19 protein-coding genes and 1 riboswitch are annotated in these 20,615 nt (G+C 33.5%); of the genes, 15 read left to right on the forward strand and 4 right to left on the reverse strand.

Features of this window, described 5'->3' with window-relative positions:
• Window positions 1–13: 13 nt before the first annotated feature.
• The 4 genes from bsdE14_RS16625 (at window position 14) to def (ending at window position 2,997) form a co-directional block, all read left to right on the forward strand.
• On the forward strand, window positions 14–850 hold the full coding sequence (locus tag bsdE14_RS16625) for a metallophosphoesterase family protein (protein ID WP_264851124.1): 837 nt from the start codon (window positions 14–16) through the stop codon (window positions 848–850).
• Window positions 851–1,034: 184 nt separating this feature from the next.
• Window positions 1,035–1,697, forward strand: coding sequence for an L-2-amino-thiazoline-4-carboxylic acid hydrolase (locus bsdE14_RS16630; RefSeq protein ID WP_264851125.1), 663 nt, complete (start codon window positions 1,035–1,037; stop codon window positions 1,695–1,697).
• 104 nt (window positions 1,698–1,801) lie between these two features.
• Window positions 1,802–2,410: a TetR/AcrR family transcriptional regulator gene (locus tag bsdE14_RS16635; protein WP_264851126.1), complete on the forward strand. Its 609-nt coding sequence runs from the start codon at window positions 1,802–1,804 to the stop codon at window positions 2,408–2,410.
• Between the two features lie 134 nt (window positions 2,411–2,544).
• Entirely contained in the window at window positions 2,545–2,997 is a 453-nt protein-coding gene (gene def, locus bsdE14_RS16640) for a peptide deformylase (protein ID WP_264851127.1), read from the forward strand.
• A gap of 101 nt (window positions 2,998–3,098) precedes the next feature.
• On the opposite strand, the gene bsdE14_RS16645 is transcribed toward def, so the two are convergent.
• On the reverse strand, window positions 3,099–3,605 hold the full coding sequence (locus bsdE14_RS16645) for an HIT family protein (RefSeq protein ID WP_264851128.1): 507 nt from the start codon (window positions 3,603–3,605) through the stop codon (window positions 3,099–3,101).
• A 287-nt stretch (window positions 3,606–3,892) separates the two neighbouring features.
• Window positions 3,893–4,074, forward strand: a riboswitch (Lysine riboswitch).
• 113 nt (window positions 4,075–4,187) lie between these two features.
• Here bsdE14_RS16645 and bsdE14_RS16650 point away from each other — a divergent pair.
• Genes bsdE14_RS16650 through bsdE14_RS16660 form a run of 3 tightly spaced genes read left to right on the forward strand, consistent with a single transcriptional unit; the run spans window position 4,188 to window position 6,606 of the window.
• The gene (locus bsdE14_RS16650; RefSeq protein WP_264851129.1) at window positions 4,188–5,021 is read left to right on the forward strand and encodes a transporter substrate-binding domain-containing protein; all 834 of its coding nucleotides are present in this window, start codon (window positions 4,188–4,190) and stop codon (window positions 5,019–5,021) included.
• Window positions 5,022–5,061: 40 nt separating this feature from the next.
• A complete protein-coding gene (locus bsdE14_RS16655; RefSeq protein WP_264851130.1) occupies window positions 5,062–5,844 on the forward strand; it encodes an amino acid ABC transporter permease in 783 nt (260 codons plus the stop codon).
• A gap of 18 nt (window positions 5,845–5,862) precedes the next feature.
• Window positions 5,863–6,606: an amino acid ABC transporter ATP-binding protein gene (locus bsdE14_RS16660; protein ID WP_264851131.1), complete on the forward strand. Its 744-nt coding sequence runs from the start codon at window positions 5,863–5,865 to the stop codon at window positions 6,604–6,606.
• 139 nt (window positions 6,607–6,745) lie between these two features.
• On the opposite strand, the gene ybaK is transcribed toward bsdE14_RS16660, so the two are convergent.
• Window positions 6,746–7,216: a Cys-tRNA(Pro) deacylase gene (ybaK, locus tag bsdE14_RS16665; protein ID WP_264851132.1), complete on the reverse strand. Its 471-nt coding sequence runs from the start codon at window positions 7,214–7,216 to the stop codon at window positions 6,746–6,748.
• Between the two features lie 31 nt (window positions 7,217–7,247).
• Complete coding sequence (locus bsdE14_RS16670; RefSeq protein WP_264851133.1) at window positions 7,248–8,000, reverse strand: MurR/RpiR family transcriptional regulator; 753 nt, start codon at window positions 7,998–8,000, stop codon at window positions 7,248–7,250.
• A gap of 274 nt (window positions 8,001–8,274) precedes the next feature.
• Here bsdE14_RS16670 and bsdE14_RS16675 point away from each other — a divergent pair, with 274 nt between their 5' ends.
• From bsdE14_RS16675 to bsdE14_RS16710, 8 genes are all read left to right on the forward strand, one after another.
• Window positions 8,275–9,747 carry an FAD-binding oxidoreductase gene (locus bsdE14_RS16675; RefSeq protein ID WP_264851134.1) on the forward strand — a complete coding sequence of 491 codons (1,473 nt, stop codon included), beginning with the start codon at window positions 8,275–8,277 and terminating at the stop codon, window positions 9,745–9,747.
• A gap of 219 nt (window positions 9,748–9,966) precedes the next feature.
• Window positions 9,967–11,259 carry an MFS transporter gene (locus tag bsdE14_RS16680; protein WP_264851135.1) on the forward strand — a complete coding sequence of 431 codons (1,293 nt, stop codon included), beginning with the start codon at window positions 9,967–9,969 and terminating at the stop codon, window positions 11,257–11,259.
• Window positions 11,237–12,031: an electron transfer flavoprotein subunit beta/FixA family protein gene (locus bsdE14_RS16685; RefSeq protein ID WP_264851136.1), complete on the forward strand. Its 795-nt coding sequence runs from the start codon at window positions 11,237–11,239 to the stop codon at window positions 12,029–12,031. Before bsdE14_RS16680 ends, bsdE14_RS16685 begins: the two co-directional genes overlap by 23 nt.
• Window positions 12,028–12,993 carry an electron transfer flavoprotein subunit alpha/FixB family protein gene (locus bsdE14_RS16690; protein WP_264851137.1) on the forward strand — a complete coding sequence of 322 codons (966 nt, stop codon included), beginning with the start codon at window positions 12,028–12,030 and terminating at the stop codon, window positions 12,991–12,993. The genes bsdE14_RS16685 and bsdE14_RS16690 overlap by 4 nt, the downstream gene beginning before the upstream one ends.
• Window positions 12,990–13,766: an SDR family oxidoreductase gene (locus bsdE14_RS16695; RefSeq protein ID WP_264851138.1), complete on the forward strand. Its 777-nt coding sequence runs from the start codon at window positions 12,990–12,992 to the stop codon at window positions 13,764–13,766. The genes bsdE14_RS16690 and bsdE14_RS16695 overlap by 4 nt, the downstream gene beginning before the upstream one ends.
• Before the next feature lie 83 nt (window positions 13,767–13,849).
• Window positions 13,850–15,283, forward strand: coding sequence for an FGGY-family carbohydrate kinase (locus bsdE14_RS16700; RefSeq protein ID WP_264851139.1), 1,434 nt, complete (start codon window positions 13,850–13,852; stop codon window positions 15,281–15,283).
• Between the two features lie 38 nt (window positions 15,284–15,321).
• Window positions 15,322–16,134, forward strand: coding sequence for a 5'/3'-nucleotidase SurE (gene surE / locus bsdE14_RS16705; RefSeq protein WP_264851140.1), 813 nt, complete (start codon window positions 15,322–15,324; stop codon window positions 16,132–16,134).
• A gap of 60 nt (window positions 16,135–16,194) precedes the next feature.
• On the forward strand, window positions 16,195–17,751 hold the full coding sequence (locus bsdE14_RS16710) for a BCCT family transporter (protein ID WP_264851141.1): 1,557 nt from the start codon (window positions 16,195–16,197) through the stop codon (window positions 17,749–17,751).
• Between the two features lie 30 nt (window positions 17,752–17,781).
• Here the strand turns inward: bsdE14_RS16710 and bsdE14_RS16715 are convergent, their stop codons facing one another.
• Window positions 17,782–20,610, reverse strand: coding sequence for a sigma-54-dependent transcriptional regulator (locus bsdE14_RS16715; RefSeq protein WP_264851142.1), 2,829 nt, complete (start codon window positions 20,608–20,610; stop codon window positions 17,782–17,784).
• Window positions 20,611–20,615 lie beyond the last annotated feature (5 nt).

Raw genomic sequence — 20,615 nt, forward strand, 5'->3', positions numbered from 1 at the left:
TGGTGGTGAAATAATGAGATTTTTAATTTTCAGTGATTCTAAAGGGAAAGAAAATGGTATAAATGAGAAGGTACTGTCAAGGTTACTAAAGGAGAGCAAGAGACTTAGGCCAGAGCCTGATTTTATTATGCTCGGAGGAGACAATGTAGGAGGCAGCAGCGACATGGATATATATATGGAGCAGCTTCAAAGACTGAGAGCTTTAATAGATATATGTTATCCTGGCATAGCTCTGCTCCCTGTGATAGGAAATCATGAAGTGAATAATGAGCCTGCAGATGACAGCTATGAAAAAATATTTAAGAGTATTTATAATGATGTGCTCCCACATAATTGCCTTCAGGGTTACAACAATACTGTGTATTACTCAGATTATGGAAACACAAGATTTATAGTACTTAATTCCTTTCACTATGGAGAATTAAACAGGATTGGAGAGAGACAGCTGAACTGGCTTCAGGATACAGCTTCAAAGCCAATGAAGAATAAAATAGTTTTTGTTCACTCTCCTGCATTTCCAACAGGAGCTCATATGGGACACTGTCTTGATTTAAATCAAAGGGATAGGGATGCCTTTTGGAACATAGTTGAGAATTGCAATGTAGATATAGTATTTTCAGGCCATGAGCATAATTATTCAAGAAGAAAATGTGGAAGCGTTTATCAGATAATAACCGGAGGAGCAGGAGAGAAGCTTAAAGATAAATACAAGGATAAAAAGGGAGTTATAGAAGGTCCTAAAGCTAAATATCATTTTGTAGCTGTGGATATTGAGAACAGTGGATTAAAAGTGTCAGCAATTGGATTTGATGGTAAGCTTTTAGATGAATTTACAATGGATAAGTACTAATTGGGGCAGTTCTGAGTAACTGCCTCTATTGCTATTATATAGTTTGTAACACATGTATAATTATGGTAAAATATACTGATATATCTTCTAATTTAGTGCTAGAGGAAAGCCTGAATGAAAATCTATAAAGAAAAGATTTTTCCTAAGTTTTAGGTAGGATATTTATATTAGGGGGTGGCAATCAATGAACCTTAAAAGGTTAGTATATATGGTTACTATGCATAGGTCAAAAAAGTATATTGTTAATAAATATGGAGAAGCATTTTGGAAAGATTTTAAGCAAAAGTCTATGAGAATATTGAATAGCATTTTACCTAAGGTTCCAGATATAGGCAACAGCATATTTGCCTTTAACTATGAATTTTGCCCTGCTTATATATCTTGGTATAAAAGCTTTATGGAACTTGGATTAAGCAGTGATGAGGCGTGCAAAGAAATATGGAAAATGAATGAATGCTTAGTTACGATAATCCCAAGCTGGGTTCTGTCTATGTCAGTTGAAGCATACTTAGGCGGGTTTCGTAGAAGTGCAGCAAGGCATGAGCAAAGGATGAAGGAAAATAAGCTTCACCCCTATGATTGGAAAATTGCGTATAGGGAGATAGATGATAATACATTTGAAATTGATATAACAGAATGTGCAATGCTAAAGCTAAGTAAAGACTTTGATGCTCTTGGCATGTACCCAGCTATTTGTAGAATGGACTACCTTTTTTCACACTATATGGGCAGCGGTTTTGAACGTACTAAAACCTTAGGGGATGGTGATAGTTGCTGCAACTGCAGATATCATATGAGGGGAAGTTGTGAATGGGCACCTGAAAAGGGCTTTGAATATAGAAAGTAACTAGTTTATGCTCAATAGTTTTTTTATAGTATAAAAAGTGTTATAATCTTTATTGGAAAATAATTAGTATTAAAAATTCTTTAAAAAGTACGAGGAAATGTAAAATGGTAAAAAAATCATATGTAAAAAAGGATAAGGTTATAGAAGCTGCTATAAAAGTAGTAAGTGAAAAAAGCGTTGAAGAAGCAACAGTACGTGAAATAGCTGAGAGGGCTGGAGTGACAACAGGAACAATTTATCATTACTATAAAAATAAAGAAGAATTACTATATGATGTAATAAATCATTCAGTGCATTTTATATATAAAATCACCGAAGTTAAGGAAGCTAAAACCAAAACTCAAGAAGAACTTGAAGCACAGATTAAAAGTGAAGTTGCACAGCGTTTGTCAAAAATTGAAGAGCAAAAATTACATATAATGCTTATGAGTGATATACTTTCAAAGAATGGCGACATGAAGGAAAAGTCCAAAACAAATTATGAAAATATAATAAGAAAGTCTGCAGAGCTTTATTATAGTTCCTTTGGAGTAGAAAATGAAAAGCTTAGAAGATCAGTTATTTCAATATTGATTGCAGCCCTTGATGGAGTAGCTATACAGCAGTCATTGAGTGTTTTGCCTGAAGAACAGGAAAATTTTATTAAGATATTTAATGACTTTTTCGCGGAGAGTATTCCTCCGTTTTTAGAAAAGCATAAACTGGATAAGTAGATATAATTTTTATTTTTGAAGATTTGTATTTCTACGATAGTTTAAAAAAACGTAAAACAGCAATAAAATTATAGAAAGTATTGCTGTTTTTATTATGTTGAATATATATAAAATAAAGAAGAGGTGTAATTTAAATGGCATTGAGACAAATAAGATTGCAGGATGATGAAATATTAAGAAAAAAGAGCAGAGTAGTGGAAGTTGTTGATGATAGGATAAGACAGATTTTAAATGATATGGCTGATACTATGTATAATACAGAAAATGGCGGAGGACTAGCAGGTCCACAAGTAGGCATATTGAAGAGGCTAGTTGTAATAGATATGGGACAAGGACTAATAAAATTAGTAAACCCAAGAATCATTAATCAAGAAGGAACACAAGAAGTTGTAGAAGGCTGTTTAAGTATTCCAAACACTTGGGGAAAGCTTACTAGACCTGCAAAGGTAACAATACAGGCCCTAAATGAAAACGGAGAGGAAATTACTTTAACAGGTACAGGAGATTTAGCAAAATGCTTTTGTCATGAAATAGACCATTTAGAGGGCATTCTTTTTACTGATTTAGTTACTGAATTTTTAAAGTAATACTATAATACTAAAAGGCTATTCTACTGCTAAATGCATTGAGCAGTAGAATAAGCTTGTTGTATTTTTCACATGTAAATGACTTTTTTAAATATACTGCCCTATAGTTTAAATCCTTTTAATCTCTGTTTATATACTTCTACTGTTTCATCATAATCCATAAGAAGACCTTCTTCTTTGGCAAAGTTTCCAAAGCCTATGGTATCGCCTTTTAGTCTAGGCAAAAGCTGAAAATGCAAATGATTTCTTTTACCGTCGCATATTGTGCACATATATACCTTTTCTGCACCTAAAACTTCTTTATGGAGTTTAATTATTGCATCTGATATTTTTAATATATGTATTCCTAATTCAAGTGGCATTTCAGAAATATCTTCATAATGTTCCTTTGCTACTATAATCGTATGTCCAGTTGCTTTTGGGTATTTTTCAAATAAACATCTTACCTTCTCATCCTCATAAAAAACTAAACCATCATCAGGGAAAATATCTCCTGTTTCGAAATTATAGCAGGAAAAACATATACCTTTTTCCTGCAGCTCTTTTATTTTTTTGAATCTTTGTTTTAGTGCTTCTTTTTCGCCTTTGGATAATTGCTTAACGTACAAAGTAACCCCACCTTTTTACCGTATTAATCAATACATATCCTACTATAATAGAAATGTTATATTTTGTAAACCTACAATTTGGGTGTATTTTTGCAAATTTGAAGTATACAAATTTGATATACTTAACCTACCATTTATTGAGAGTAATTTATATTACAATAGTCAAAAAATATTAAAAAAATTTTAATGTAATTGTTTACTTTTGTAAAAAAGACAAATTACAAGGTTGACAAAGGTAAAATCCTGTTGTAGACTAAAAACATAATTTAATAAGACCTCACTTTTGCAAGTGAGGTAGAGGCGCGGTGTTTAACAGTCTTTAGTGGAGTATGAGAAGCTAAGATGCTAAGGAGAAGGAAATATCGCCGAAGTTTGTAATATTCTCAGTATTACATGCTGGGTCTGCAGTTAAGAACTGCAGGACTGTCTCAATAGACTGCCCGGTTTATTGAGTTGTGCTATCTCATATTGGGAAAGAAGGGGGATTAGGAGTAACTTTGTATATTTACGACCTGAGCTTGCCTCAGGTCTTTTTTGCGCAAAAAAATATCTAAAAATTCAAAAAATAAGGAGATAAGAATTATGAATAGAAAAATATCAGTATTAATAGCAGTATTTTTATCAGCAGTTATGCTGTTTACAGGATGTGGAAAAGGCAATGGTACAAATAAAGAAGTAAAGGGTGGAACTTTTAAAGTAGGTCTTGAAGCTGGATATGCACCTTTCAACTGGACTCAAAAGGATGATTCCAATGGAGCAGTTAAAATTGAGGGAAGCTCAGAGTATGCAGGAGGATATGATATAGAAATAGCAAAGAAAATTGCTAAGGATTTAGGAAAAGAATTAGTAGTTGTTAAAACTGAATGGGATGGTCTTGTACCTGCATTAACTTCAGGAAAAATTGATGCAATTATAGCAGGTATGTCTCCAACAGCAGAGCGTAAAGCAACAATTGATTTTTCAGATAACTATTATAAATCAAATTTAGTAATGGTTGTTAAAAAGGGTGGAAAATATGACGGAGCTACTTCTATTCAGGATTTCAAGGGAGCAAAGGTAACTGCTCAATTAAATACTTTCCACTATTCAGTAATAGATCAGATACAAGGGGTAGCTAAGCAGCCAGCAATGGACAACTTCCCAGCAATGAGAGTTGCTCTTCAATCAGGAATGATAGATGGATATGTTTCAGAGCGTCCTGAAGGCGTTAGTGCTGAAACTGCTAATTCAGCCTTTAAAATGGTTGAATTTAAAACTGGATTCACTACTTCCGATGATGATACTGCAATTGCTGTAGGTGTTAAAAAGGGCAGTGATCTAACAGCAAAAATTAATAAAACCTTAAGCGGAATATCAGAACAAGACCGTAAAGCTATAATGGATAATGCTATAAAGAACCAGCCAGCAGCTAAATAGTTTAATTTAAATTAAGTGCTGCATACTAAGGAGGATAAAGATGAGCTTTGATTGGGTAGTAAAAATTGTACAAAATAACTGGCAAATGTTCCTTCGTGGAGCTGGAATGACACTATATATTTCTTTGATTGGTACTATATTAGGTACTTGCATAGGATTATTAGTAGGAGTAGTACGTACTATTCCTCTTCCTGAGCGAGGGGTTAAAAAAATTATATTTAAGCTTGTTAATCTTATTCTGTCTATATATATAGAAATATTCCGAGGAACACCAATGATTGTACAAGCTATGGTAATTTATTATGGATCAGCTTTAGCCTTCGGAATAGATATGAACAAGGTATATGCAGCACTCTTTATTGTTTCGATTAATACTGGAGCGTATATGTCAGAAATTGTTCGTGGCGGTATTGTTTCAATCGATAAAGGACAATTTGAAGCAGCTGAGGCTATAGGTATGAGGCATATTCAAACTATGACAAGTGTTATATTACCACAGGTAATTCGTAATATTTTACCTGCAACCGGTAATGAATTTGTAATTAATATAAAAGATACCTCAGTACTTAACGTAATCTCTGTAACAGAATTATATTTCCAAACAAAATCAGTTTCAGGAAATAACTTCAGATACTTTGAAACATTCTTCGTTGCTTGCGTAATATATTTTGTTATGACCTTTACAATTACGAGAATTCTTCGTTATATTGAAAGAAAATTAGATGGCCCAGATAATTACATTATGTGTGGCAATCAAATGCAAGTAGAAACTGCTGAGGATGCTCTTCGCAGAACGAATAATAATGATGGACTAGCTTGTTAACGGGAAGGAGGAGAAAGTATGGAAAAAGTAATTGATATTCAACATTTAAGCAAATCCTTTGGAGCTCATGAAGTTTTAAAAGACATAGATTTTTCAGTAAATAAAGGTGAAGTAGTATGTATAATAGGTTCCTCTGGATCAGGTAAATCCACTCTTCTTCGCTGTGTTAACCTTTTAGAGAAGCCAAGCGGTGGCCAAATTATTTATAACGGAGAAAATATTTTAGATGATAAACATGATATCTATGCATATCGTACAAAATTGGGTATGGTGTTTCAACAATTCAACTTGTTTAACAATCACAATGTATTAAGCAACTGTGTTGTAGGCCAAATGAAGGTTTTAAAACGTTCCAGGGAAGAAGCTGAAAAAGTTGCTATGAAATATTTAAAGGTTGTTGGAATGGATAAGTTTATTAATGCAAAGCCAAGACAACTTTCAGGTGGTCAGAAGCAGCGTGTGGCTATAGCAAGAGCTCTTTCAATGGAACCAGATGTTATGCTTTTTGATGAACCAACATCTGCCCTTGATCCTGAGATGGTTGGAGAAGTTCTGAAGGTTATGAAAGAGTTAGCTGAAAGTGGCCTTACTATGCTTATAGTAACTCACGAAATGGGATTTGCTAAAGAAGTGTCAGATCGTGTAGTATTTATGGACAAAGGAGTTATTGCAGAAGAAGGAAGTCCAGAGCAAATCTTCAATAATCCAACTCAAGAACGTACTAGAGAATTTTTAAAACGAACATTACAGAGAGATAACTAAAACTCATAAAAAATATAAATCCATAGGTTAAAGAAATTTAAACTGCTCCTTGTTATTTAGACATAGAGCAGTTCAAATATAAGTTTAGTCTATGGATTTTTTCTTTCTACTGAAGCTATAAATGCTCAGTTAGGATAGCTTAAACAGTAATATCATCTAAGGAAAAGCTTATAATTTTTTTTAGTTCTTCGAGGCTCATTTCAACCTGATATCCAATTTTACCAGCACTGAAAATTATAGTATTAAACTTAGCTGCTGTCTCATGTATTGTTGTAGTAAGGCACTTTTTCATACCTATAGGTGAGCAGCCTCCGTGTACATAGCCCGTGATAGAAAGCAGATCTTTAGATTTTAACATCTCTATGGATTTTTCATTAACTGAGTTTGCTGCCTTTTTTAAATCCAGCTCTTCAGCAACAGGTATTAAAAAAACATAATACTTTTTTGACTTTGCTACTGTCACTAGGGTTTTAAAAACCTGAGCAGGGTTTTGGTTTAGCGCCGCTGCTACTTCAACACCGCTTATTGCATCTGTAGCAGCATAGCTGTGACTTTTATATTGTAGTTTTGCTTTATCTAGTAATCTCATTACATTTGTTTTGTATTCCATAGTATACCTCGACTGTAGTTAACAATAATTTTTATTCCTTTTCAGCTTCAAGCTGATTTTGCTGATTAATTTTCTCTTGTTTATTGTTAGAAATAATTCTTTGGATAACTTCCTCAATAAAAATGAAAAAAACAGTTCTTGACTTTTCATAAGGCTTTAAATCCTCAGGTTGGGGATATTTTGAAAGCCAAAATATTTTATCAAAACTTGAAAGCAATTCAGCATTATATTCCTCAACGATTAATAAAATATCATTTTTCTTCTCTTTAGAAAAGTTATGAATTTCTTCGAAGGATCTGAACTTTCCAGTTGCAGAAAAAATAACAAGAAGGCTATTTTCATCAAGCAGATTTTCAGCAGAAATTTCATCTTGTACAGCAATAACAAATTTATTTGTAGCCATGCGCAATTTGTATTCGAAATATTGTGTACAAATAAAGGATGGCCCGTAGCCAAAAAACACTATTTTTTCGTGAGAATTCATAATTTCTATAAATTCATCAACTATTGCTTCGTCAAAATCATCAATAAATTTCTTTAATCTTTCCAGTTCTTCATATGGCTTCTTATGAACTATTTCTTTTCCATACAAAAAGTCTATATACTGCTTATAATTATTAAAACCTAACTTTTTTACAAATTTAGAGATTTTAGATACTGAACACTCACAGACTTCAGCAGCCTGGTTAATTGTAATTGGTGGATTATCCTTTGAAAAAGCCTGAAGCTTTTCATAAATTTGCATTTCTAATGGATTCAGTTTGTTTATATTCACATTTATCATAGTTTTTAATAGATTATATATCTACTCCTTATTTTACTAAGTAAAAAACAGTTACTTGTATTTTGATTTTAGCACTTGTAAAAGTGTTAGTAAACCCTATAGATAAATTAAAATGAGAATGATTACAATATAGCGATGTGGAAAATTTTCCGAATAAGTAATGAAAATAATAAAAAAATAAAAAATTTTCCGAAAAAATATTGACTCTTGTCCATATAAATAGTATTCTAAAATTGTAGAAGAAATTAAGCAAAAAAAGGTAGGAGGAATATAGATGGATAAAGAAAAAGTATTAGTTGATTTAAAAAACATGTTGTTAGAAGAGCAAATCAATACAAATTATGATGATTTATATGATGCAGCAGCGGACAGATATAAAAAATACGCAAAGGCTAAAAAGGTATTAGATGTTCCAGTGCCTACAGCAATTGTATATCCAAAATCTGTAGTAGAGGTAAGAAAGCTTTTGGTTTACTGTAATGAAAACGGTATCAACGTAATTCCTAGAAGTGGTAAAACAGCAACTGAAGGCGGTTTAGAGAACTGGAAGGAAATAGCCATTGTCATCGATGGTAAAAATCTTAATAAGATCATAAAAATAGACCCTTATAATATGGAAGCAACAGTACAGGCAGGTGTACCACTGCAAGTATTAGAGGATGAGCTTAGAAAAATAGGATATACAGCTGGTCATTCCCCACAATCAAAACCAGTGGCTCAATATGGTGGACTAGTAGCAACTAGAAGTATAGGACAATTCTCCACTCTATATGGTGGAATTGAGGATATGGTAGTAGGTCTTGAATGCATATTCCCAGATGGACATGTTGCAAGAATTAAAAATGTTCCTAGACGTGCTGGAGGACCAGATATAAGACATATTGTTATAGGTAACGAAGGAACCTTATGTTATATAACTGAAGTCACAGTTAAAATATTCAAGTTTTTCCCTGAAAATAATAGGTTTTATGGATACCTTGTAAAAGATATTGATACCGGGATTAAGGTATTAAGGGAAGTTATGGTGAATGGATATCGCCCATCTGTTGCTCGTACTTACTCAGAGGAAGATGCAAGACAACACTTCTATCATTTTTACAAAGGTAAATGCGTTTTGATATTCATGGCAGAAGGTAATAAAGGCATGGTAGAGGCTATATCTAGTGGAATAGAAGAAGCAGTTGAAAAATACAAAGATGGTATTGTTGAACAAGTGGACAGCAAACTCATTGAAGATTGGTTTAATCACCTTAATTGGTCACAGCAAGATATCGATGATGAAGTCCAAGGAATGATTGATAATGATAAGCATGATGGATTCACTACCGAAATTTCAGCTAATTGGGAAGTGATACCGCAAATTTATTACAATGTTATTAATAGAATTAGAAATGAATTCTCCCGTGCAAATGACTTAACTATGTTAGGCGGGCATTCATCTCACAGTTATATAAATGGAACTAATATGTATTTTGTTTATAATTATGATATAAATTGTGCACCAGAAGATGAAATGAGAATTTATCACCATCCAATACAAACTATCATTGTAGAAGAAACCTTAAAGCTTGGTGGATCGATGTGTCATCACCATGGAATAGGAAAGTATCGTAATCAGTGGACAAAAGAAGAACATGGTACAGCATACTATATGCTAGAAAAACTAAAAGAAGCCTTTGATCCAAAGGGTATCATGAACTTTGGAACAATATTTCCTCAAGAAGAAGGAATAAAATATCAAAAATAAAAATTAGTTAAAAGTTAAATACTATTTGCGCAAATAGTTAATTAAATAATGAACAACTCAAATAATCTTTTATTTCTACAAGTGTTAAATCAAATCTTAAAATCTTAACTAATCTGTCCTTTAAGACTATACTTCATTTGTTTTACTAATTTATTGCAATTATAAACTTGGCTTGAGTAATAATTAAAAATAATCCTAATAAATGAAAGGGGCAAATTTATGAAAAATGATAATTTTAAAAGGTATTTTCAATTCATGCTAATTGTTTTAGCAGCAGGGGCAATTTATCCTATAATTTATTTAAAAACAAATTATCAAGAAACTCTTTTGCAGGTCTTTAATATGACTTTACCTCAATTGAATTCTATTTATTCTGTACTAGGAATTGTATGGGTAATTGGTTACTTCCCAAGTGGATTGATAGCTGATAAATTCTCTGCAAAATGGTTAATAGCTATTTCACTTTTTGGAACAGCAGCAGGCGGCTTTTGGTTTGCTCAGATTCCTAGTTCCAGTAATGTAGCAATTATTTATGGTATTTGGGGTATATTCTCTGTATTTACTTTCTGGAGTGCTCATATGAAGCTTGTTAAGCTGCTATCTACTAAAGAAGAAGAAGGTAGATTTTTCGGAATACTTGATGGTGGACGTGGTGTTGTAGAAGCTTTACTTGCAAGCTTTGCACTTTATATATTCACAAAAGTATTAGGCGGAAGTACAAATTTAGCAGATAAAAGATCAGCAATGGTTTCCATTATATATATGTACACAATAGTTATATTTGTAATTGCAGTTCTTGTTACAATCTTTGTTGAAGATGATAAGAAGAGTGCATATCAAAGTAAAACTAGTGGAGGTTCAAAGCAAAAGGTTACTCTAGCTGACTTTGTAAAGGTATTCAAAAATAAGTATGTTTATATAATGGGCGGAATTATATTCATGTCCTATGCAGTATATTGGACAGTTTATTACCTTGGAGGGTTCCTTCAAACAAATGCTGGTGTTGATGCAGTATCTGTAGCAGCTATCATGGTAGTTGTTCTTTGGATGAGACCCGTAGGTGGAGTTATTGGAGGCTTTTTAGCAGACAAGTTTGGAAAAGAAAAAACACTTGCTGGAGCACTTATAGGAGCTGTGGTTTGTCTTATATTAATAGCTAGTTTATCTGGTGCAGTAATAGGGAAGACAGGTTTCTATATTCTAATTGTAATAACAGGTATTTTTCTATATGCTATTCGTGGTACCTATTGGTCACTTCTTGGTGATGCAAAGATTGATATCAGCATAGTTGGAGCAGCTATTGGTTTCATATCTTTTGTTGGATACCTTCCAGACATTATTTTGCCAAAATTCAATACCTTCCTGTTTAATACCTTTGGAGGTAATGGCGGATATAATGCATACTTCATAGCCAGTGCAATAATGGGCGTTATTGGTATAACATTAGTAGCTGTCTTTGCTACTCTAAATAAAAAGGAAAAAGTAACTAATGAAAATAATTTGTCTGTGTAAGTTCGTTCCTGATGTAGATAACTTTAAATATGATTATGAAAAAAATGTGCTGGTAAGAGAAAATGTAAAGTTAATTCTTAACCCAGATGACGCTTGTGCACTGGCTTTTGCTCTAAGAATAAAAGAAAAGTATAAAGACACCTTCGTAGAAATAGTTAGTATGGCACCCTTAAGCATAATTCCTTATTTAGAGGATTTACTAAGACGAAATGTGGACAAGGCTACCCTTATTTCTGATAGATTGTATGCAGGCAGTGATACTTACGTAACTAGTAAAATCATAGCTAGGTATTTAGAAGATGAGGAATATGATTTTATTCTTACTGGAACTCATTCCTTGGATGGGGACACTGCCCACATCCCATCTCAAATTGCTGAACTGCTTCAAATTGCTCAGCTATCAAATATTGTAAAGGTATATGAAGAAAGCCTAGATAATGATAGTATTGTTGTTCAGGTTGACTGTGAGAAAAACACAACAAAATATGAAATAGCTCTTCCTTGTGTATTGAGTATAGGAAAAGAGAGTAAGTATAAATTACCTTTTATAAAATACAAGGATTTAGAGCTAGATGTAAAAGATAGAATATTAGTACTTTCAAATGAAGAACTAGGATTTTCTGAAAATGAAGTTGGCCTTGAAGGCTCCCTAACAAAAGTGAATAGGACATATACAAAGGAGTTTCTTAAAAAAGAAAAGGTAACAGTGCATAATGATGATGAAGGAATTGAAGTGGTGTATAAATTTTTAAAAGATAAGGGATTTGTATGACAATGAAAAGAAGTTTAATCTACTTTGATGAAGAGGATTTTCAAAATTCTATAGATTTTTTAGAAGTAGTAAGTCAAATGTATAAAGATATTGAATATGAAACCTATGCAGTTTGTTTTAATAATAAAGGGGATGCTGCTGTAAGCAAGTTTGATTATTTAATATCTGTTAAAGATGAAAGAATAAGGAACTATGATATTTCAAATATCACAAATTGTATAGAAGAATTGCAGAATAGCTATGCTTTTGACAGTATCCTTATACCAGCCACATATTTCGGAAGAATGCTAGCGCCTAGGCTTGCTATGAGACTTAAAGTAGGGTTAGTTGCTGATGTAACAGATATTAAAAATTGTAATGGCTTAGTGGAGATGGTGAGACCAGCCTTTAGTGGAAAAATTATGGCTGGTATAACTAGTAAAAACTGCAGCCCGATTATGATGAGTATTAGGCCAAATGTTTTTCATATTACTTCAGCCTTATCAAAAAACACTCAAACTATTAAGTTTCATCCGAGCACAGTAGAGGCAAGTAAGATTAGGCAGCTAGAAGTGAAGCAAAAGGAAAAAGCTAAGGATATAAGAGAAAGCAAAGTTTTGGTTTCTGGTGGCGGCGGCGTAATAGATAATTTTGAGCATCTAAGCTTGCTAGCAGATGAGCTAAATGCAATGGTAGCAGCTAGTAGAAGAATAGTTGATAGTGGTATTGCAACTAGAAGCATTCAAGTTGGTCAATCTGGAAAGACTGTAAGTCCCAAGCTATACATTGCACTTGGAATTTATGGTTCCCTTCAACATATAGAAGGGTTAAAAAATGTTGAAAATATAATTTCTGTAAACATAAATAAGGATGCACCTATTTGCAGTTTATCAGATATTGTTGTTGAAGGAGATGCCATAGAATTTATTGATAAATTAGTAAAAAAAATAAATGAAAATGGGAAAGAGGAGGAAAAATTATGAATATTACAGATTTTAACATGAATTATTTTTCTTTAAAGGGGAAGAACGCAATTGTAACTGGAGGTAACACAGGACTTGGGCAGGCATTTTCCTTAGCATTAGCAAAAGCAGGAGCAAATATAATGATGCCTAGTATTATGCCAGATGATCCTGAATTTAATAAGGTTATTGAAGCTGAAGGCGTAAAAGCTGTATACATGGAAGCTGATATTACAAAACCAAGTGTACCTAAGCAAATAGTTGAAAAATGTGTTGAAGTTTTAGGCTCAGTTGATATATTAGTAAACTGTGCAGGAATTTGTATTTGCAAGCCAGTTTTAGAATTTGGCAGAAGCGAATGGGATACTATGATGTCAATTAATCTTACAGCAGCTTTTGAAATGACTCATGAAGTTATACAGTATATGATTCCACAGAAGAGCGGAAAGATTATTAATATATGCTCAATGTTCTCCTTCTTAGGGGGACAATGGTCACCAGCTTATACTGCATCTAAGCATGGTATCGCTGGTTTAACAAAAACGTATTGTGATGAATTAGCACAATATAATATTCAAGTTAATGGTATAGCACCAGGATATTTTAAGACTAAAGCAGCAGAATTTTCAATGAATGATCCAGAAAGAAACAAATGGATTATGGACCATACACCAGAAGGAAGATGGGGAGATGTTGCTGATTTAATGGGAGCAACTGTATTCCTAGCAAGTGAGGCTTCTCACTTTGTAAATGGTCATGTTTTAGCAGTTGATGGTGGTTTCTTAATGAGATAGTAGAAATATAATTATTGCAAAACTAAGGTTTTTGTTTATGCAAAAGCCTTAGTTTCTAAGTATTTATTTAGGGAGGTATTGACATGAGCGATAAATTTATTGTTGGAGTAGATAGTGGTTCCCAAAGTACTAAAGTTTTTATTATTAACCAAAAGGGTGAAGTAATATGCAGTGCCAGTGAAGGTCTAAAGCCAATGATGGCAAGAGAACCTGGCTATGTTGAGCATCCGGATGATGATTTATGGGATAGCCTTAAAATAGTTTTTAGAAAAGTCATGAAGGAGTTTAAAGGTGATGCTAAGGATATAATGGGCTTGGGGCTTTGTTCTATTCGATGCTGCAGAGTATTTATGAAAAAGGATGGAACACTTGCTGAACCTGTTATGAGCTGGATGGATGTACGTTCTTATAAAAAGTATGAAGACCAACCTGAAATAGGTTACACTTGTCCGACTTCAGGGTATTTAACACATAGATTGACTGGAGAATTCAAGGATACTGCAGCAAATGCTTTTCAATGGCAATTCCCTGTAGATATGGATACCTGGGATTGGTCTAAAGATGATGAATATTTCAATAGTTTTAATATCCCTAAAGAAAAATTACTAGAATTGCAGATGCCGGGTACAATACTTGGATATGTAACTGAAGAAGTAGCAAAAGAAACGGGACTTCCTGTCAATCTTCCAGTTGTAGCTACGGCAAATGATAAAGCAGTTGAAGCTCTAGGTTCAGGTCTTATAGAACCAAACGTTGGATTTATTTCCTTGGGAACTTATATAGCTTCAATGGTATGTGGAAGCAAAAATGAGGCAGCTCCTTCAAACTTTTGGACAAATCTATCTTGTATTCCGAATAAATATTTGTATGAAAGTAATGGTATAAGGCGTGGAATGTGGCTTATATCTTGGTATAAAGGTATCATTGGGGAAGAATATGCAGCTAAAGCAAAAAGTGAAGGCTATTCTGTGGAAGATTATTTAGCAAAAGAAGCAGTTAATGTGCCAGCGGGTTCAGATGGATTACTTACTATCCCTGATTGGCTTGCTCCTGCAGATCAACTATATCGAAAAGGCGTTATCCTTGGATTTGATGAAAGACATACAAGAGGCCATATATATCGTTCACTTTTGGAGGGTATAGCTTTAACTTTAAAGAATAACTATGATGCAATGATTGATGAGCTAGGTATAAAACCTGAAAAGATAATAATTTCAGGTGGAGGCTCTAATAGTGATTTATACATGCAAATTTTTGCAGATATGTATGGGGTGAAAACTGTTAGAAATGAAATTAATGGTGCAGCAGCCATAGGAGCAGCAATCTGTGTTGCTGTGGCTACAGGTATGTATAGCAGTTTTGACGAAGCAGTTAAAAATATGGTAAAGCAAAAGGATGAATTTATCCCAAATGAAGAAAATCATAAAATTTATAATAAAATAAATTCCGAAGCTTATCGTGATTTACCGAAGCTTATGGAAGAAACCTTAAAAACAGTTTATAAGGCTTGTAACTAGTTTATGCACATATAAAGTTATACCTAGGGAGGAAACCTATGAAGCCTTTAATACTTGTTACAAATGATGATGGTGTTTACTCCCCAGGTTTATGTGCAGCTGCTGAAGCTGTACAAGACCTGGGAGATTTGCTTGTAGTTGCTCCAAGATATCAACAAACAAGCATGGGACGGTCATTTCCTAAGAGCAGCGATGTTGGAATTATAGAAAAGGTTAAGTTAATAATAAATGGATGTGAAATAGAAGCTTATGGGGTGCATGGTTCTCCAGCACATGCGGTATCTCATGGTATATTGGAATTAGCTTATAAAAAACCAGACCTATGTATCAGTGGTATAAACTACGGAGAAAATTTAGGGCTTTCTATTACTTGCAGCGGAACAGTAGGTGCGGCTTTTGAAGCTGATAGCTATGATATTTCGTCTATTGCTGTTTCTAGACAGGCAGATTTAAGCATTCAACATGCTAGTGATTATAAAAATATGGACTTTGAAGCTTCAAAAAAAATAATTAGGGAGCTGGCTGTTGATATACTGAAAAATGGGCTGCCTGATGAAATAAGTATTCTTAATGTTAATGTTCCAGATAATGCAGCTGCTAATACTGAGGTTAGAATTACGAAACAAGGCAGAAGCAATTATTCCGTATTCAAAAAACCGGAAGTAAGAGATTTTAGTAAGAGTTATGTATTAAGCTCTGAAATGGATGCCCATATTAACAAAAGTGATAAGAATAGTGACGTGTATGCAATTTATTTTGATAAAGTAATTTCTATTACGCCTCTGACTTGGAATATGTCAGCAAATACTAATTGGGGATTTAAAAGGAGTAGTTCGAATACTAACAATTAAGCGTAATAGAAGTATTACATTTATGGAAAAATACCATAGATGATTAGGAGGGGCAAAATAATGAAAAAGATAAAACCTATAGTTTTCTTTCCACCGGTTATTCTGCTGATTGCAGCAGTAATTATGAGCTTTGTAAATAAAGATGCCTTTGGAAAAGCTGTTAACGGAGCCAACTCATGGATTTTGGTTAATTTTGGGTGGTTATTTAGTTTGAGCGGAATTATATTTTTAGTAATAATAATAGGATTATATTTTTCTCCTTTTGGAAAAGTAAAAATAGGAGGCTCTAAAGCAAAGCCAATGCTTGGAAGATTTGAATGGTTCTCAATAACTTTAACTACAGGCATAGCTATTGGAATACTTTTCTGGGCAACAGCTGAGCCAATGTATCATTTAACAGCACCACCAAAATCATTAGGAATTGCACCTAATTCACCTGAAGCAGCAATATTTTCAATGTCAACTCTAATGCTTCACTGGACTTTTACACCATATGCTATATATACTATCCCAACAATAATATTTGCTTTTGTTTATTATAATATGAAAAAACAATATAGTTTAGGGTCTACACTATATCCATTAATCGGAGAAAAATCCTATGGAACAGGTGGGCAAATAATTGATGCTATCTGTCTTTATGCCTTAGTAGGTGGAATGGCTGCTTCACTTGGAACAGGAGTTCTAACAGTTTCAGGTGGACTTAACTATATGTTTGGAATTAAGAGTAACTCCACACTATGGCTTTTTGTTGATATAGCCATAGTTGCAGCTTTTGTAATTTCTGCTATTACGGGACTTATGAATGGAGTTAAAAATCTTTCTCAGATAAATACCTGGATTTTTATAGGACTTGCTGTATTTGTTTTTGTTGTAGGACCAACAGTATATATACTGAACTTAAACGTAGAGTCTTTTGCAAACTATATAACTCATTTCTTTGAAAAGAGTCTATTTACAGGTATTGTTGAAGGGGATTCCTGGCCACAAGGTTGGACAATGTTCTACTGGGCAAATTGGCTTGCTTGGGCTCCTATAACTGGGCTGTTCCTTGGCAGAATTTCTTATGGATATAAGGTTAAAGACCTTATTATGACAAACTTTATACTACCATCAGTATTTGGATTAGTTTGGATGTCCATATTCGGTGGAGGTGCTATATACTCTCAATTGCATGGTGTTCCAATTGCAGATGCCGTAATGAATAAGGGACCAGAAGCAGCGGTTTATCTTTTCTTCTCTAAGTATCCTCTGGCAGCCTTAATAATACCTATTTTTATATTTACTTCATTCTTATCTTATGTTACTGGTGCAGATGCTATGACTTCTTCCATGGGAGGTATGAGCACTACTGGTATATCGCCAGAAAGTCCAGAACCTTCAATGGCAATGAAAATATTCTGGGGAGTTCTCCTATGCACTGTATCTTGGGTAATGCTATCATTTGCAGGGATAGATGGAATTAAGATGTTATCTAACCTTGGAGGATTTCCATCCATGTTCCTTGAACTAGCTATGGCATATTGTATTATATTAGTTGCTAAAAATCCTAAAAAGTTTGATTGCTTTAAAGAAGATTATACAGCAGAAGGAAAGCCAAAAGATATTGAAGAATAAAAAAAACCAGGCATTAGCCTGGTTTTAGTTTTATTTATTAATTACCTTTATAATATAGCATACCTCATCGTCATTAATATCAATATCATATTCTGCTCCCAGTATGTTACAGGCTTCTCTTGCAGCGGCAAATTGCTTAGGGTTATTCAGCTTAAACTCTTCTACATTATCAAATCTCACCTTGTCGCCGTGAATACATCTATCCAGCATACAGCCCATATGAAGTATTAAGTCCATAATATTGTCCTTGTTGCTGATAGAATCATCTAAGCCCATTTTGATAATAAAGTTTTTAATATTTGCTACAGCTATTTTTGGATTCACAAATTTTAAGTACTGCTCCAGCATGTCCTTTGACAGCTCATAAACACTCTTGGATACATCTTTTTCAGATTTTTCACTAAGCTGTGAGCCTTGAATTTTTGTATCTAAGTATTTGGAGAACTCCTCTTTAAACTGTGAACTTAGAATTTTGTTAATTGGGAAGTAAGGTATACCAATATTAGGATTTATGCTTCCTACAAAGGCTAAAATATCATATTTGTCCGTAAGACTTTTTATATTATTTTTTACTTCCGAGTAGTTTGTAACTATAAGTTCAATATCCTTTTTATACTTTTCATCAAGATTTTGATTTAATATCTGTTTAGCCATCATGCCAGTGCCTTGCCCAGTTACGCATAAGGTTACAATAGCCTTTCTTTTTTCAGAAATACTTGCTGCTGGAACGGTATTAACTACTGCTAGAGAGTTATAAATAGTGTCTAAGTCATCACTGCTGTAGATTATTTTTCTAACAGCTTCTAGAAGGAGAAGGGTGGATATGTTAGCTATTGTTTTTATTTTTATAGAAGTTTCTTTTTCTAGTTTATCTCCAAAATTGCACAGAGAACCCATGTCTACTGCTAATAAAATACCATGTCCTTTATTTGCAGCTAAGGCAGTGGTCTTCAGTACATTATAAATGCTGTCAACGCTGGAATCTAGGGGCATGTCTATAGCTTTAACAATGTTTGTATTAAGCAGCTTGTTAGCTACCTCTGCCATGCTGGAAGCTGTGCTTTGGCCGTGGCAGATAACTACTATACCTATTTTTGAATCAATACAGGCATCTAATTTGTTATTTGCAAGTAATATAGACAAAAACCCTTTTTCATCCTCAGGGACTATAACACCAAAGGTATCACTGATTTTTTTTATTAGAACTTTTGAGGCATTGTACTCGCTAGGATATTCAGATCTTACCTTTAGTATATTGGAATTAACTATTGGCTTTCCTTCTCTAATTCTTTGTAGTAAACCATTTATGTGAAAAGCAAAGGCAAAAATAAACTTAGGATTAAGGCTTGCATTTAGTTCTTTTTCGGCTATATTTATTAGGTCGGCAGATAAATCCACTACTTCCTTTGGAATTACTTTGTATAGTGCACTCTTATTGAGACCTGCTGCGCTAATATTATTAAGCATACATTTAAAATGTTCATCAATTAAGGTTTCGATTTTTGAGTCAAACTGCTCACTATTAAGCTCAGAATCTTTAAGCTTCTTTACATAGTCATTTATCTTGTCGTAAATATTATCATTTACTTTTTCTGCATAAGAATAGCGCTTATTACCAGGGGATAAAACTAAATATTCATTAATCATATCCACATAGTTTTTATCGTTAATATTTATTTTATTATTGCTAAAAACATAATCAATTATGTCTTTACTAAGCATTTCGAATTCAATAGAAATGTTATTTTTATTTTTGATGTAATTTAAAAATGACTTTGCGCAAACTAGCTTTATCTCTGACTTAAGTTGCCCGATATTACCACCCTTAAAGGGATATAGAGCCAGGGCTTTTAAAACCTCAGGGGAAATTCTAATATCCTTGTTTAGATTTATGCACTCATAATAAAAGAGAGTTTCTATAATCTCCATCTTTTCTTCAATAGCCTTTTCTCTAAAAGAGGGCAGAGTTATTACTACAGGAATTCTCCTTAAAAAAGTTGTTAAAAGTGCTTCATTTGGTTCTTCTGTAGTGGCCGCAATTATCATCACATTGCTTTTATTTGTATTGCCGGATTCTCCTAATTTATGATACTGTCCTTTATCAATGAGATAAAAAAGCATTTCTTGTCCATCAGGAGGAAGTCTATGCACTTCATCCAGGAATAAGATGCCACCATTTGCCTTTGCTACTAAGCCTTCTTTATCAGTATTTGCACCTGTAAAGGAGCCTTTAACATGTCCAAAAAGCTCAGAAAGTAAAAGCTGTGGGTTATTAAAGTAGTCAGAACAGTTAAAAGCTACAAAAGGAAAGGAACCTTCATCTAAGCCTTTATTAACTTTAGCATATTCATACATGGAGGTGGCAAAGGTGCTTTTACCAACACCGCTTTCTCCAAGCAGTAAAGTGTGAAGCCCTTTTGGAGGGTACATAAGTGCAGCTTTAGCTTGTCCGATTTGATTTATAAGACTGTTGTTAGCACCAACTAATTGGCTGAAGGGGTCTTCAGAGACGTTATCTTCACTTCTGTCTGCAGATTCCTCAGATTTTAGAGAACTAAGTAAGGTCTTAAAATCTTCCAAGCTATATACAAGGTTTGTGCCTTCACTATTTATCAAATTTAAAGAAGCTAAAATAGCTTTTGGAAAAAAGGAAACAGGTCTAGAATTTATCTTGATGAGCTTATCCTGTTTAAAAAGAGTATTTAAAATAGTGCTGGCATTATTTCTAATAATATGCAGATCCTTTTCTATATCGCTTGTATATACTCCAAAATAATTTTGATTTTTAATGCAATCATTAATGTAGTCAAGAGTTAGTTTTTTAGTTATATAATCGTTTACTGCATCGATGTTTTTCAAAATAT

This window comes from Clostridium omnivorum, from assembly GCF_026012015.1.
Taxonomy (GTDB): domain Bacteria; phylum Bacillota; class Clostridia; order Clostridiales; family Clostridiaceae; genus Clostridium_AX; species Clostridium_AX omnivorum.

Coding starts and splice junctions, on each gene's coding strand:
- bsdE14_RS16675 (WP_264851134.1), top strand. CDS start 8,275: ATGGATAAAGAAAAAGTATTAGTTGATTTAAAAAACATGTTGTTAGAA.
- bsdE14_RS16700 (WP_264851139.1), top strand. CDS start 13,850: ATGAGCGATAAATTTATTGTTGGAGTAGATAGTGGTTCCCAAAGTACT.
- bsdE14_RS16635 (WP_264851126.1), top strand. CDS start 1,802: ATGGTAAAAAAATCATATGTAAAAAAGGATAAGGTTATAGAAGCTGCT.
- bsdE14_RS16710 (WP_264851141.1), top strand. CDS start 16,195: ATGAAAAAGATAAAACCTATAGTTTTCTTTCCACCGGTTATTCTGCTG.
- bsdE14_RS16630 (WP_264851125.1), top strand. CDS start 1,035: ATGAACCTTAAAAGGTTAGTATATATGGTTACTATGCATAGGTCAAAA.
- bsdE14_RS16680 (WP_264851135.1), top strand. CDS start 9,967: ATGAAAAATGATAATTTTAAAAGGTATTTTCAATTCATGCTAATTGTT.
- bsdE14_RS16650 (WP_264851129.1), top strand. CDS start 4,188: ATGAATAGAAAAATATCAGTATTAATAGCAGTATTTTTATCAGCAGTT.
- def (WP_264851127.1), top strand. CDS start 2,545: ATGGCATTGAGACAAATAAGATTGCAGGATGATGAAATATTAAGAAAA.
- bsdE14_RS16685 (WP_264851136.1), top strand. CDS start 11,237: ATGAAAATAATTTGTCTGTGTAAGTTCGTTCCTGATGTAGATAACTTT.
- ybaK (WP_264851132.1), bottom strand. CDS start 7,216: ATGGAATACAAAACAAATGTAATGAGATTACTAGATAAAGCAAAACTA.
- bsdE14_RS16670 (WP_264851133.1), bottom strand. CDS start 8,000: ATGATAAATGTGAATATAAACAAACTGAATCCATTAGAAATGCAAATT.
- surE (WP_264851140.1), top strand. CDS start 15,322: ATGAAGCCTTTAATACTTGTTACAAATGATGATGGTGTTTACTCCCCA.
- bsdE14_RS16655 (WP_264851130.1), top strand. CDS start 5,062: ATGAGCTTTGATTGGGTAGTAAAAATTGTACAAAATAACTGGCAAATG.
- bsdE14_RS16690 (WP_264851137.1), top strand. CDS start 12,028: ATGACAATGAAAAGAAGTTTAATCTACTTTGATGAAGAGGATTTTCAA.
- bsdE14_RS16625 (WP_264851124.1), top strand. CDS start 14: ATGAGATTTTTAATTTTCAGTGATTCTAAAGGGAAAGAAAATGGTATA.
- bsdE14_RS16660 (WP_264851131.1), top strand. CDS start 5,863: ATGGAAAAAGTAATTGATATTCAACATTTAAGCAAATCCTTTGGAGCT.
- bsdE14_RS16695 (WP_264851138.1), top strand. CDS start 12,990: ATGAATATTACAGATTTTAACATGAATTATTTTTCTTTAAAGGGGAAG.